This window comes from Pantoea sp. X-Soil-YNGN-785 (assembly GCF_059730585.1).
The window spans coordinates 118,221-130,409 of record NZ_AP035943.1 but is presented as its reverse complement, the minus strand read 5'-3'; the positions used below and the strand labels follow the sequence as shown (position 1 = coordinate 130,409).

The 12,189-nt window shown below is 56.3% G+C and carries 11 protein-coding genes and 1 riboswitch; of the genes, 8 read left to right on the top strand and 3 right to left on the bottom strand.

Annotated features, from left to right (window positions below):
• Positions 1-3: 3 nt before the first annotated feature.
• Positions 4-753: a DeoR/GlpR family DNA-binding transcription regulator gene (locus tag AC6I8E_RS19145; RefSeq protein ID WP_147788789.1), complete on the top strand. Its 750-nt coding sequence runs from the start codon at positions 4-6 to the stop codon at positions 751-753.
• Here the strand turns inward: AC6I8E_RS19145 and AC6I8E_RS19140 are convergent.
• Positions 750-1,766, bottom strand: coding sequence for a LacI family DNA-binding transcriptional regulator (locus AC6I8E_RS19140; RefSeq protein WP_497824862.1), 1,017 nt, complete (start codon positions 1,764-1,766; stop codon positions 750-752). The genes AC6I8E_RS19145 and AC6I8E_RS19140 overlap by 4 nt on opposite strands.
• 257 nt (positions 1,767-2,023) lie before the next feature.
• On the opposite strand from AC6I8E_RS19140, the gene ascF reads away from it, so the two are divergent.
• From ascF to AC6I8E_RS19110, 6 genes are all read left to right on the top strand, one after another.
• Complete coding sequence (gene ascF, locus AC6I8E_RS19135; RefSeq protein WP_107320274.1) at positions 2,024-3,490, top strand: PTS cellobiose/arbutin/salicin transporter subunit IIBC; 1,467 nt, start codon at positions 2,024-2,026, stop codon at positions 3,488-3,490.
• 36 nt (positions 3,491-3,526) lie between these two features.
• Positions 3,527-4,957 (top strand): 6-phospho-beta-glucosidase, encoded by a 1,431-nt coding sequence (locus AC6I8E_RS19130; RefSeq protein ID WP_497824861.1) that lies wholly within the window; start codon positions 3,527-3,529, stop codon positions 4,955-4,957.
• Between the two features lie 105 nt (positions 4,958-5,062).
• A riboswitch (TPP riboswitch) is annotated at positions 5,063-5,165 on the top strand.
• A gap of 68 nt (positions 5,166-5,233) precedes the next feature.
• Entirely contained in the window at positions 5,234-5,935 is a 702-nt protein-coding gene (gene tenA, locus AC6I8E_RS19125) for a thiaminase II (protein ID WP_095707878.1), read from the top strand.
• A complete protein-coding gene (locus tag AC6I8E_RS19120; RefSeq protein WP_313677228.1) occupies positions 5,932-6,672 on the top strand; it encodes an ABC transporter ATP-binding protein in 741 nt (246 codons plus the stop codon). Before tenA ends, AC6I8E_RS19120 begins: the two co-directional genes overlap by 4 nt.
• Complete coding sequence (locus AC6I8E_RS19115; RefSeq protein ID WP_013196409.1) at positions 6,669-7,424, top strand: ABC transporter permease; 756 nt, start codon at positions 6,669-6,671, stop codon at positions 7,422-7,424. The genes AC6I8E_RS19120 and AC6I8E_RS19115 overlap by 4 nt, the downstream gene beginning before the upstream one ends.
• A 23-nt stretch (positions 7,425-7,447) precedes the next feature.
• On the top strand, positions 7,448-8,383 hold the full coding sequence (locus AC6I8E_RS19110; protein ID WP_095707881.1) for an ABC transporter substrate-binding protein: 936 nt from the start codon (positions 7,448-7,450) through the stop codon (positions 8,381-8,383).
• A 36-nt stretch (positions 8,384-8,419) separates the two neighbouring features.
• Here the strand turns inward: AC6I8E_RS19110 and AC6I8E_RS19105 are convergent, their stop codons facing one another.
• On the bottom strand, positions 8,420-10,192 hold the full coding sequence (locus AC6I8E_RS19105; protein ID WP_377797313.1) for a putative bifunctional diguanylate cyclase/phosphodiesterase: 1,773 nt from the start codon (positions 10,190-10,192) through the stop codon (positions 8,420-8,422).
• Positions 10,193-10,344: 152 nt separating this feature from the next.
• The gene (locus AC6I8E_RS19100; protein ID WP_497824860.1) at positions 10,345-11,571 is read right to left on the bottom strand and encodes an FAD-dependent oxidoreductase; all 1,227 of its coding nucleotides are present in this window, start codon (positions 11,569-11,571) and stop codon (positions 10,345-10,347) included.
• Positions 11,572-11,735: 164 nt separating this feature from the next.
• Here AC6I8E_RS19100 and AC6I8E_RS19095 point away from each other — a divergent pair, with 164 nt between their 5' ends.
• Positions 11,736-12,044: a YicS family protein gene (locus AC6I8E_RS19095; protein WP_497824859.1), complete on the top strand. Its 309-nt coding sequence runs from the start codon at positions 11,736-11,738 to the stop codon at positions 12,042-12,044.
• Positions 12,045-12,189 lie beyond the last annotated feature (145 nt).

The following is a 12,189-nucleotide window of genomic DNA, read 5'->3' as shown; positions in this document are numbered from 1 at the left end:
ATTATGAATCCGCGACATCATCAGATTATTCAACTGGTTAATAGCCGGGGCAGCGTAACGGTCAGTGAACTGGCGCAGCTGACCGGTGTTTCTGAAGTGACGGTGCGTCAGGATCTCACGCTGCTGGAACGCGACCGGCTGCTGCGTCGGGTGCATGGCTCCGCGCTGGCGCTGGACAGTGACAATGTTGGCACCCGCATGAACACCCGCTATTCCACCAAGCAGGCGCTGGCGCAGCACGCCGCCAGCCTGGTGCAGACGGGTGAATCGGTATTCATCGAAGGGGGCAGTACCAATGCGCTGCTGGCGCGTGCGCTGGCTGACCGTGTCGATCTGACGCTGATCACCGTCAGCCACTATATTGCCCAGCTTCTGCGGGACGCCACCTGTGAAGTGATTGTGCTGGGTGGATTGCTGCAGAAAAGCAGTGAGTCGGTAGTCGGCCCGCTGACGCGTTACTCCATTCAGCAGGTGCATTTTCACAGAGCGTTTGTCGGTGTGGATGGCTGGCACCCGGAGACCGGCTTCACCGGCCGCAATATGCTGCGCTGTGACGTGGTGGATGCGGTGCTGGCGAAAGGCGCTGAAAGCTATGCCCTGACCGATGCCTCTAAATTCGGGCAGATTCACCCTTATCCGCTCTCATCCGGTTACCAGGTCGGCCATGTGATTACCGATGAAACACTGGATGCGGGGACCGTCACGCAGCTCAGGGAACAGACCATTGAGGTGATACAGATTGCGGCGAATTAAGCCGACCACGGGCCCTGAGTAACGGAATCGCGCAGCATCAGGCTGGCCGTAAAAGGCGCCTGACTGTGCCAGTCACCGCCATCCAGCATGGTCAGCAGGCGGTTAATCGTCTCATCGATCATCTCCGTCACCGGCAGTTTCATACTGGATAACGACGGCGTGATATAGGGTGCCAGCGGGATATCATCGAAGCCTATTACCGATACCCGAGCGGGCACCGCGATGCCGCATTCAGTCAGCCGCTTGATGGCACCAATCGCCATCTCATCATTACTCGCCACCAGCGCCGTGAATGAGGCGTTGCGTTCCAGCAACTGGTCCACAGCGGCCATACCGCTCTGTGCCGTCCATTTACCCGCCACGACGCGGCTTTCGTCCGCTTCCAGCCCCTTAGCAGCCAGCGCAGCGTGATAGCCTGACAGACGTTCGACGCCGGTCGGGGAATCCAGCGAACCGGTGATAAAGGCGATGTCGCGATGGCCCTGATTCAGCAAATGAGTTACCGCTGTGGCGCTGCTGGCGTGCTGATCGCTGTAAATGCAGTAGCTCTGGTTGACGCGCAACCTTCGGTTGATGACCAGTATCGGCTGTTTATGGCGGGAGATAATTGCATCCAGCGCGTCGATACTCAGAAAGCGCGGGTAGATAATGATGCCGTCACAGCGCAGGTCGAGCAAAAACTGAATCGCCGCTTCTTCCTGCTCAGCGGTGTGTTTGCCGTCCGCCAGAATCAGCTGGCGGCCCTGCTGCTCCATCATGCGCGCGGAGTGCGCCATTAACTCAGTGAAGTAGCTGCCGCTGTAGAGCGTATTGGTGATCACCAGTCCGATAGTCTGCGACGTTTTAGTCGCCAGGTTGCGCGCCAGCAGATTGGGCCGGTAGCCGGTTTCCGCAATCGCTTTTAACACCCTTTCACGCTTCTCCTGCCCGACATAGCCATTGCCGGACAACACACGTGACACCGTCGCTTTTGAGACGCCCGCCCTGTCTGCCACTTCCTGAATCGTTGCCATGGTGAAGCTCCTTTGCTGCGTCGCTCTGCAGTCTACCTAAGCCTCTCAATGTTGGAAATATTTACCCTGCCCGCTGGCGCAGATACCCGGCCCGCCGGAGGTGATGAAGTTCACAAAAAACAAATCTGACTGATTTACCCTCTTGTCGGCCCACTGAAAGCACTTCATGATTTTGTGAAACCGGTTTCCTATTTGCCTGTCAGCAGCCGATAAAAACATAAAAACGTAACCGATTTACCCTACAGAGAAGAGCGACCATGCCTATGAACTATGCCGAGGTGTCACGCGCCATTGTCGATGCGCTAGGCGGCCTCACCAATATCGAAGCCGTAACCCACTGCATGACCCGCCTGCGGTTTGTGGTGAAAGACGAATCCCAGGTCGACTATCCCCGCCTCAAAGCGATCAGGGGCGTTATGGGGGTGGTGCACAACGACACGCAGTGCCAGGTGATCATAGGGAATAACGTTTCGCAGGCTTATCAGGCGGTACTGGCACTGGGATCGCCCGGCGCGGTAACGACTGAACCGGTGAAACGCAAAATTACCCTGCGAGGCATCGGCGCGGGCATTCTGGATGCGCTGGTGGGCACCATGTCGCCGCTGATCCCGGCAATTATTGGCGGGTCGATGGTTAAGCTGCTGGCGATGATTCTGGATATGGCGGGGGTGTTTGAAAAAGGCTCGTCAACGCTGGTGATCCTCAACGTGATTGGCGACGGCGCATTCTTCTTCCTGCCGATTATGGTGGCCGCCTCTGCGGCGCTGAAATTCAAAACCAATATGTCGCTGGCAATCGCCATCGCCGGTGTCCTGGTGCATCCCAATTTTGTTGAGCTGATGGCAAAAGCGGCGCAGGGTCAGCCGGTCGAGTTCGCTTTCATCCCGGTCACCGCGGTGAAATATACTTACACGGTGATCCCGGCACTGGTGATGACCTGGATCCTGTCCCATATTGAGCGCGGCGTGGATCGCATTACTCCGGCCGTTACCAAAAACTTCCTGAAACCGATGCTGATTGTGCTGATTGCTGCCCCTATTGCGATTGTGCTGATTGGTCCGATCGGCATCTGGATCGGCAGCGGTATTTCGGCGCTGGTCTACACCATCCATGGCTATCTTGGCTGGCTTTCCGTCGCGATTATGGGTGCCATCTGGCCGCTGCTGGTGATGACCGGGATGCATCGTGTGTTCACGCCGACCATCATCCAGACCATTGCCGAAACCGGCAAAGAGGGCATGGTGATGCCGTCAGAAATTGGTGCCAACCTGTCGCTGGGCGGATCGTCGCTGGCAGTGGCGTTTCGCACCAAAAATCGTGAACTGCGCCAGACGGCACTGGCAGCAGCAGCGTCTGCCATCATTGCCGGCATTTCTGAACCGGCGCTGTATGGCGTGGCGGTTCGTCTGAAACGGCCGCTGATCGCCTGTCTGATCAGCGGTTTTATCTGCGGCGCGGTCGCGGGCATTGGCGGGCTGGCCAGCCACTCGATGGCCTCGCCAGGCCTCTTCACCAGCGTACAGTTCTTCGACCCGGCTAATCCCATGAGTATCGTCTGGGTCGGCGCGGTCATGGTGTTGTCGGTGGTGCTGTCGTTTGTGCTGACGCTGCTGCTAGGGTTTGAAGATATTCCTGAAGCGCAAACTGAAACCAAATCCGAATCCAGTCCCGCCGCGCAATCTGCGCCTGTTACCGAACGCACCAACGCGATTAATAGCCACTAAAGGAAAGGGTCACGCTGACCCGGAAAAGAGGATTGCATGTCTGATTCAAGGTTCCCGCAAGGGTTTTTATGGGGCGGCGCGTTAGCCGCCAACCAGAGTGAAGGCGGCTATCGTGAGGGCGGAAAGGGCTTAACCACCGTCGATATGATCCCGCATGGCCCACACCGACTGGCGGTCAAACTGGGTCTGGAAAAGCACTTTACGCTGCGGGATGATGAATTTTATCCCAGCCATGATGCCATCGATTTCTATCACCGCTATCCGGAAGATATTGCGCTGATGGCGGAAATGGGGTTCAGCGTGTTTCGCACATCAATTGCCTGGAGCCGCCTCTATCCCAATGGCGATGAACTGACGCCCAATCCGGAGGGCATCGCTTTTTACCGCGCGGTGTTTAAGGAGTGCCGGAAATATAATATCGAACCGCTGGTTACGCTCTGTCATTTCGATGTGCCGATGCATCTGGTGACCGAATATGGCTCATGGCGCAATCGTAAAATGGTCGACTTCTTTGCCCGCTATGCCCGTAGCTGTTTCGAGGCGTTTGATGGCCTGGTGAAATACTGGCTGACCTTCAACGAGATCAACATCCTGCTGCACAGCCCGTTTTCCGGTGCGGGTCTGGTGTTCGAACCGGATGAAAACAGGGAGCAGGTGAAGTATCAGGCGGCACATCACGAACTGGTCGCCAGCGCGCTGGTCACGCGAATCGCGCATGAAGTCAATCCGACGAATCAGGTCGGCTGCATGCTGGCAGGCGGCAACTTCTATCCGTGGTCCAGCAAACCGGAAGATGTCTGGGCAGCGCTGGAAAAAGATCGTGAAAACCTGTTCTTTATTGATGTCCAGGCACGCGGTGCTTATCCGGCTTATGCTGCGCGCGTGTTCCGTGAAAAAGGTGTCACGCTTGAGATCGCTGACGGCGATGCCGATATCCTGAAAAACAGCGTCGATTTTGTCTCGTTCAGTTATTACGCCTCTCGCTGCGCCTCGGCGGAGATGAACGAACAGAACAGCAGCGCGGCCAATGTGGTGAAATCCCTGACCAACCCTCATGTGCCACGTAGCGAGTGGGGCTGGGGCATCGATCCACTGGGCTTACGCATTACCATGAATATGATGTACGACCGCTATCAGAAGCCGCTTTTCCTGGTGGAAAATGGTCTGGGCGCGCGCGATGAAATCGATGCGAATGGCGAGATCAATGACGACTACCGCATCAGCTATCTGCGCGAGCATATCCGCGCCATGGGCGATGCCATAGAGGATGGTGTCCCGGTGATCGGCTACACCAGTTGGGGCTGTATCGATCTGGTGGCCGCTTCGACCGGTGAAATGAGCAAGCGCTACGGTTTTGTCTATGTTGATAGGGACGATCTTGGGAACGGTACGCTGGCGCGCACGCGAAAGAAATCGTTCTGGTGGTATAAGAAAGTGATTGCCAGTAACGGGGCAGATCTTGAGTGACACCGTCACTTAAAAGTAATATCTGAGCGCCCTGCTCCGCATCAGCCGGGCCAGAGCAGAACGCTCACGCATGCGTTGTGCTCCGGCAATAATTATCGTATAACGAATGTCTCCGAGGGGTGTCCTGTAATGGGCTGAGATGGCGCAAGCCGAACCCTTTGAACCTGATCTGGGTCATGCCAGCGAAGGGACGGGTCGGCAGATTTTCTGCCCTATCTCCTGCACTATCCCCTGTTCCAGACCGTATGCCCGGATCTCCCTGCTACTGGAGATCCTATGACACATCCGCTTTTCGAAACCGGCTTTTATGGTCGTCTGCGCCAGCAGGCGGGCACGCAATGGCACGATTATGTCAGGCACAATTTTGTGCAGCAGCTCGGACACGGCACGCTGCCACCCGCCGCTTTTCGTCACTATCTCACCCAGGATTATCTGTTTCTGCTGCACTTCGCCCGTGCATGGGGTCTGTTGATCAGCAAACTCTCAGAACCGGCTACATTACGCAGCGCGACGGCATCGCTGAACGCCATTATCAGCGAACTGCCGCTGCATCTGGCTTACTGCCAGCAGTGGGGCATCAGCGAAGAGGCGATGGCGAGCGAAACGGAGGCAATGGAAACGATCAACTACACCCGTTACGTGCTGGACGTGGGTCACACCGGAGATGCGCTGGAGCTGATGACGGCGCTGATGCCATGCGTCGCCGGTTATGCGGAAATCGGCCTGAGGCTGCTGGAGGATCCCGCGACCCGCTTCGGGGGGAATCCTTACGCGGCATGGATTGAGAATTACGGTGATGAGTCCTACCTGGCGGGCGTCGGTTCTTCACTGATGCTGTTTGAAACTCTGGCTCAGCAGCGCGCCGGTGAACAGCGTATTAACTCACTGTCGGAGATATTTACCACCGCAACCCGACTGGAAGCGGCATTCTGGCAGATGGGGCTTAATTATGCTGACTGTCTGCAGGTCAGCTCATGACGCGGCTGAACGCTGCCGTGCCGCCGGGTATTTCCGTTCGCCAGCTCTGCCTGACGCTTAATCAGCAGCAACTGTTCAGCGAGCTTAATCTGGAAATCGCGGGCGGTGCATTGACCGCTTTACTGGGGGCCAGCGGCGTGGGTAAAAGCAGCCTGATGCGGGTGATTGCCGGTCTGACGCCACCCACTTCGGGACAGATTAACGGCAGCGATGGTCTGCCGCTGGCCGGGCGCATCGCCTGGATGGGGCAGCAGGATTTGCTCTATCCGTGGCTGACGGTGGAACAGAACGTCTGCCTCGCCAGTCGTCTGAAAGGTGAGAAAGCCGATCGCGACCTGGCGCAGCATTTGCTGGCGCGGGTGGGCCTGAGCCACTGTGCCCGTGCGCGACCTGCGACACTTTCGGGCGGTATGCGTCAGCGTGTGGCGCTGGCGCGAACACTCTACACCCGACAGCCGATTGTGCTGATGGATGAGCCTTTTTCCGCGCTGGATGCACTGACCCGCACGCAGATTCAGACCCTGGCGGCAGATGTGCTGGCCGGGCATACCGTGCTGCTGATCACTCATGATGCCGCGGAAGCCTGTCGCCTCGGTCATCACCTGCTGGTAATGGGTTCCGCAGGCATCGAAACCTGCCCGCCACTGCAGGGCCAGCCACCGCGGGCGGCAGATGACATCAGCGTGATTCAGAGTCAGGCCACCTTGCTGAAACAGCTAAGCAGGCTGGCCGGATGAAATTACGTTTCGCCGCGCTTCGCCGTGGAGTCATGCTCTCAGCCGGGTTAATTGCGCTGTGGTGGCTCGCCACGCTCACTTCCGTTCCGGCCTTTCTGCTGCCCTCGCCCGCTGCGGTTGCTACCGCACTGTGGGACAACACTGGCTATCTCGGCCATCACAGCCTGATCACCCTGACTGAAATCCTCAGCGGTATGGCGCTCGGCGTGCTGCTGGGCGCGGTGCTGGCACTGGGCATGACCTTTTCACCGTGGTTACAGCGCTGGATGATGCCGCTGGTGATCACCAGTCAGGCGATTCCGGTATTTGCCCTGGCACCGCTATTGGTGCTCTGGTTTGGCTTTGGCATGAGCGCCAAAGTCGCAATGGCGGTACTGGTGATCTTCTTCCCTGTTACCTCCGCCTTTTTTGATGGCCTGCGTCGCGTCACGCCCGGCTATCTCGATCTGGCTCGCACGATGGGCGCTTCACGTGCAGCGCAACTGCGCCATGTCCGGCTGTTAGCCGCACTGCCCGCCCTGGGTTCGGGCTTGCGGATGGCAGCCGCCGTCGCGCCCATTGGCGCCATCATAGGTGAATGGGTCGGTTCGGCTGAAGGGCTGGGCTACGTGATGCTGAATGCCAACGCCCGGATGCAGAGCGATCTCTGTTTCGCCGCCCTGTTTATTCTGGTGCTGATGACACTGACCCTCTGGTTGATCATCGATCTTCTGCTTCGCCGCCTGATTACCTGGACTCCCGAGCCACACTGACGACCCTACTGATGAGAAAACCTATGACTAAAACGCCCCTGATTGTCCTGCTGTTCAGCGCCACCTTAGCCTCGCAGGCTCAGGCAATTGAAAAACTGACGCTGGTGCTCGACTGGTATATCAATCCCGACCATGCACCCATTATGGTGGCGCAGCAAACCGGAGCATTTGCGGCAGAGGGTCTGGAGGTTAACATTGTGCCACCTTCCGACCCCGCGCTGCCGCCGCGGCTGGTGGCTGCTAAGCAGGCGGACTTAGCGATAACGTATCAGCCGCAGCTGCATTTTTTCGCCGACCAGGGACTGCCGCTGATGCGGGTGGGCACGCTGATTAATTCGCCGCTGAATACGCTGATGACGCTGGACAAAACGGTAAGAAAACCAGCGGACTTAAAAGGAAAACGCATCGGCTATTCCGTCAGCGGCATTGAAGAAGCGACGCTGGCGACGATGCTGAGCCATGACGGTATCAGGGCCGATCAGGTAAAGCTGGTTAACGTCAATTTTCAGCTTACCAGCGCCCTGATGACCGGACAGGTTGATGCGGTGATTGGCGGCTATCGCAATATCGAAGCCCTGGAGATGACGCTTGCTGGCAAAGATCCGGTAGTGCTTAACGTCGAGGATTATGGCGTGCCGGCCTATGACGAGCTGATCATCGTTGCTAACCGCGATGAGGCGCATTCGGAGAAAATTAAAAAGTTTCTGCGGGCACTGAAGAAGGGAAATGCCCAGTTGCAGGCACATCCTGAAGAAAGCTGGCAGGCATTTGCACAGGCGCATCCAGAGCTGAATACACCGCTAAACCATCAGGCATGGCAGGCTACGCTGCCGCTGTTCGCCGCCGATCCGGCCAGACTGGATCGCGCACGCTATGAGGCTTATGAGCAATTTTTGTTTGATAACAAGCTGATTAAGCACATCACTCCGGTTGAGCGTTACGCCATCGGCAGTGAGTGATCAGCGCGCCCGCAGCCGGTGCTGCGGGCGGGTTGACTAACGTGACTTTGGATAAAGCCAGTGTTCAATGTCGCTGGCTGGCAGCGGTTTTGAAAAGAAGTAGCCCTGAATCTGATCGCAGCCGTAGGTTTTCAACAGTCCCAGCGTGGCTTCTGCTTCCACACCTTCGGCCAGCACGGTGTAATTCAGCTCTTTCAGCATCCCGATAATGCATCTGACGATGATTTTGGATGCGTCGTCCTCGCCCATACGCGAGATCAGCGATCGGTCGATCTTAATCACATCCAGCGGGATATCCTGCAGGTAGCTGATATTGCTGTAGCCAACGCCGAAATCATCCAGCGAGATCACAAAGCCATGCGATTTCAGCGCTTCCAGCCCTTTAATCGCCACATCGCTTTTGGTGATCAGTTCATTCTCCAGACACTCAATACCCATAATCGAGTTAGGTAACTGTGCCGCCGCTAATTTCGCCACCAGTTGGTCGGCAAAATCAGGCCTGGCGAAGTCGCGTTCACTGACGTTGATCGAGACCGGAATCAGGTTGTAATCGCGATTCCAGCGCGCCAGTTGCTCAAGCGCATGATCAATAACCCAGTTGGTCAGATCGGAGATCAGGTTGGTTTTACCCGCTAGCGGAATGAACTCTGATGGGAAAAGCTCACCCCGATCAGGATGATTCCAGCGAATCAGCGCCTCCAGCCCGACCGTTTTACCGGTTTTGAGACACACTTTGGGCTGCCAGGCGAGATACAGCTCTTCATCTTTCTTCAGCGCCTGAGCCAGATCGTTCATGATCATAAAATCATCGGTGCGCCGCGAGTCGTAACTCTCGTCAAACGACATCGCACTGATGTTCTCATCAATCGCTTCATGTAGCGCGCTGACGGCCTGACGCACCGTTTCGTTGGCATCCATCTGTCCCGGTACAAACTCTGTTTCGCCGGTAAAAACATCCAGGTCGAGCGTGATATTTTCCGCCAGATCGGCCCGCATGCCTTTGAACAGATCGATCATGTTATGCGCTGAATAACGACCTGAGTAAGGCTGAACAATGGCGAAACGGCCAGGAGCAAATGTGTAAAGCGTCTCGTTCTCCGGCAGGTTAAGCCGCTGTGCGGCATCCTGCGCCATCTGCCTGAGCAATTTCTCCATCGGCGCAATGCCCACTGCGCGGGAAAGCTCATACGCGCGAATAATGTCGAGACAGTCGATAAGAATCAGGCGAAAACGGCTGTGGGGCGCGGTAACGGTCAGTTGCTGCAGATCACGAATCAGGCGGGGCCGGTTTGGCAGATGCGTTATAACGTCGGCAAAACCCGCATTGTTCCAGGCATCCAGAAAAGAGGTCACCAGCGTGGCCAGTGAGCGCAGCGTAGCGAGTTTTTCATCCGCAAAGGGATGAGGTTGTGTATCGGTTACGCAGAGTGTTCCCAGCATCGCGCCGTCAAGGTTTTGCAGCGCCACACCGGCATAGAAACGAATATGCGGGTCACCTTCCACAAAAGGATGCGTAACAAAGCGTTCATCCAGTAAGGTGTCAACCACCACCAGATGTCCCTCACCATCAATGACGTGGCGGCAGAGTGACTCATCACGGGTCGATTGTTTTAGATCGAAGTTCCGTGACGCTCTTATGTATTGATTATGATCGTCAATAATCGAAATGAAGCTGCCTGAAATACCCAGCACCTGACTGGCGAGATTCACGAATCTCTCCAGCACTCTGTCACGGGCTTCATCCGGCGACAAAAGTGCCTTGATCGCACTCAGACGTTTTACGTCGCTGCCATTTTGCTCGTTATGCACTGAAACCTCTCCTTTGCAGGCGCAAAAATCGAAAATAATTTAGCTTAAGAATGCTCAATTAGCGCCCAATTATCAGATAAATAGCGGCTCAATCTGACAGTACTTTCACAATGAAACAGTGTCGCACGATATCTGATCGCTGTCGAAATCATTTAACGGGCTGACTTCATATGCGCAACCTGTGGCGACTCTGTTCTGAAGCCCAGACCGATCAGGCGACCCAGCACAAAACGCAGAAACGGCAGGCGACGGATAATTGCCGGAACCTTGCTGCTGCCCGCAGGTTTTCTTCTGGCTTTGTTGCGGCTCATTTTAATCTGCAGAAACTGCGTGGCGACAGTGGGGAACTGACGACGCTTCTGCACTTTTTCCAGATCGCGCAGCTGCAGTTCACCGCGTTTCAGTGGGGCGGTAAGGAGATTCGCCGTCGCCACCGCATCCTGAATCGCCAGATTAACGCCAACTCCGCCTATTGGCGACATGGCATGCGCAGCATCACCAATACAGAGCACGCCAGGTTTCGCCCACTTCTCCAGCCGGTCGATACGTATCGACAGCAGCTTAAACGCCTCCCAGCTTTCGATTTCCAACATGCGCGTCGCCTCAAAAGGCGACACTGCCGCCACGTCTGCTTTAAACGCGTCGAGACCGGCGGCCTGTTTCGCCTCAAACTCCCCTTTCGGAATGGTCAGACCGCACTGCCAGTAGTCACCACGATCGATAACGATGAAGTTCTGCTTCGGCCCTTTATGCCCCATGCCCAGCTCGGGATCCTGCGGCTGCTTACTTAAGCGGAACCAGATGACATCGCGCGCGGCGCCAAATTCCTGTCCGATCAGCCCGGCCGCGTCGCGCACGCGCGAATGGCGACCATCCGCACCGACCACCAATTTGCAGCGAATATGCAACTGCTGATTGCCGCGTGAGGCCGTCACGCCGCTGACCGTGCCATTTTCTTCGATCAGCGACTCGAAGGCAGTCGACTGCAGCAGGCTGAAGCCCGGATAGCGGGCACTCTGCTCTGCCATATAGTTCAGGAAATCCCACTGCGGCATGAAGGCGATAAAACGACACTGAACCGGCAGACGTGAGAAGTCGGCCATCGTAATGCTTTGTCCTGCAATTTCTGCCTCCAGCTTTTCGGCTCGCTGATGCGGCAGCTTCAGGAAAGATTCCAGCAGTCCGAGCTGATGCATTATTTCCAGCGTCGAAGGGTGGATGGTGTCTCCGCGAAAGTCGTGAAGAAAGTCAGCGTGCTTTTCGATGACGACTACGCGCAGGCCTGCGCGGGCAAACAGATAACCCAGCATTAAGCCGGCCGGGCCACCGCCGACGATACAGCAGTCAGCGGTAAGAATTTCAGTGGAATGTGGCTGCATGTCAGCTCCCTGTCGCGCCAGTATTGCTATGATTATTGCGTCAACCGTGGCGACATTGCTGCACACGGTCGATGGTGCTGTGCTCAGGCTAATCACTCAATGCGATTAAACTCAACTGAAACTGCCGAAGAGCCTTTCCTGTCCTCAGCAGTCAGGAGATCATCATGAACGTGATCCGCAATACGCTGTTTATGCTGCTGTCAGTATGCCCCATGCTTGTGGCCGCCGGGCCGTATGAAACGCTGCAGTTTACACTGCGTCAGCAGCAGATAACCGACGATCTGCGCCAGAAGTGTCAGTTACCGCCAGCCTTCTCCGATGAAAAACTGCACCAGACGTTTCTCAATGACAAGCAGAACCTGCAACAGAATCAGCTCACGCTGACCGCCGCGGCTCAGGCGCTGAAAAATCAGGACAACCCAGCCTACCGCGAACGCATGGCGCAAGTGGTTTGTCCACCGCAGACCGATTAACTCTTTTCCCGGCTGAAATTGATCCTGACGTTTGTTTTCACCTTATCACTCAGTAAACTGGCACGCTGGTCTGGTTGAACAAGAATGCCTCTCAATGAATGAAGAATCACCGCAGCCGGTTTATGTTCCCCGTTCCCTCGCGGCG

Excerpts from the sequence above, each read along its gene's own strand:
- AC6I8E_RS19100 (WP_497824860.1), bottom strand. The coding sequence starts at position 11,571 with ATGCAGCCACATTCCACTGAAATTCTTACCGCTGACTGCTGTATCGTC.
- AC6I8E_RS19110 (WP_095707881.1), top strand. The coding sequence starts at position 7,448 with ATGACTAAAACGCCCCTGATTGTCCTGCTGTTCAGCGCCACCTTAGCC.
- AC6I8E_RS19115 (WP_013196409.1), top strand. The coding sequence starts at position 6,669 with ATGAAATTACGTTTCGCCGCGCTTCGCCGTGGAGTCATGCTCTCAGCC.
- ascF (WP_107320274.1), top strand. The coding sequence starts at position 2,024 with ATGCCTATGAACTATGCCGAGGTGTCACGCGCCATTGTCGATGCGCTA.
- tenA (WP_095707878.1), top strand. The coding sequence starts at position 5,234 with ATGACACATCCGCTTTTCGAAACCGGCTTTTATGGTCGTCTGCGCCAG.
- AC6I8E_RS19120 (WP_313677228.1), top strand. The coding sequence starts at position 5,932 with ATGACGCGGCTGAACGCTGCCGTGCCGCCGGGTATTTCCGTTCGCCAG.
- AC6I8E_RS19130 (WP_497824861.1), top strand. The coding sequence starts at position 3,527 with ATGTCTGATTCAAGGTTCCCGCAAGGGTTTTTATGGGGCGGCGCGTTA.
- AC6I8E_RS19140 (WP_497824862.1), bottom strand. The coding sequence starts at position 1,766 with ATGGCAACGATTCAGGAAGTGGCAGACAGGGCGGGCGTCTCAAAAGCG.
- AC6I8E_RS19145 (WP_147788789.1), top strand. The coding sequence starts at position 4 with ATGAATCCGCGACATCATCAGATTATTCAACTGGTTAATAGCCGGGGC.
- AC6I8E_RS19095 (WP_497824859.1), top strand. The coding sequence starts at position 11,736 with ATGAACGTGATCCGCAATACGCTGTTTATGCTGCTGTCAGTATGCCCC.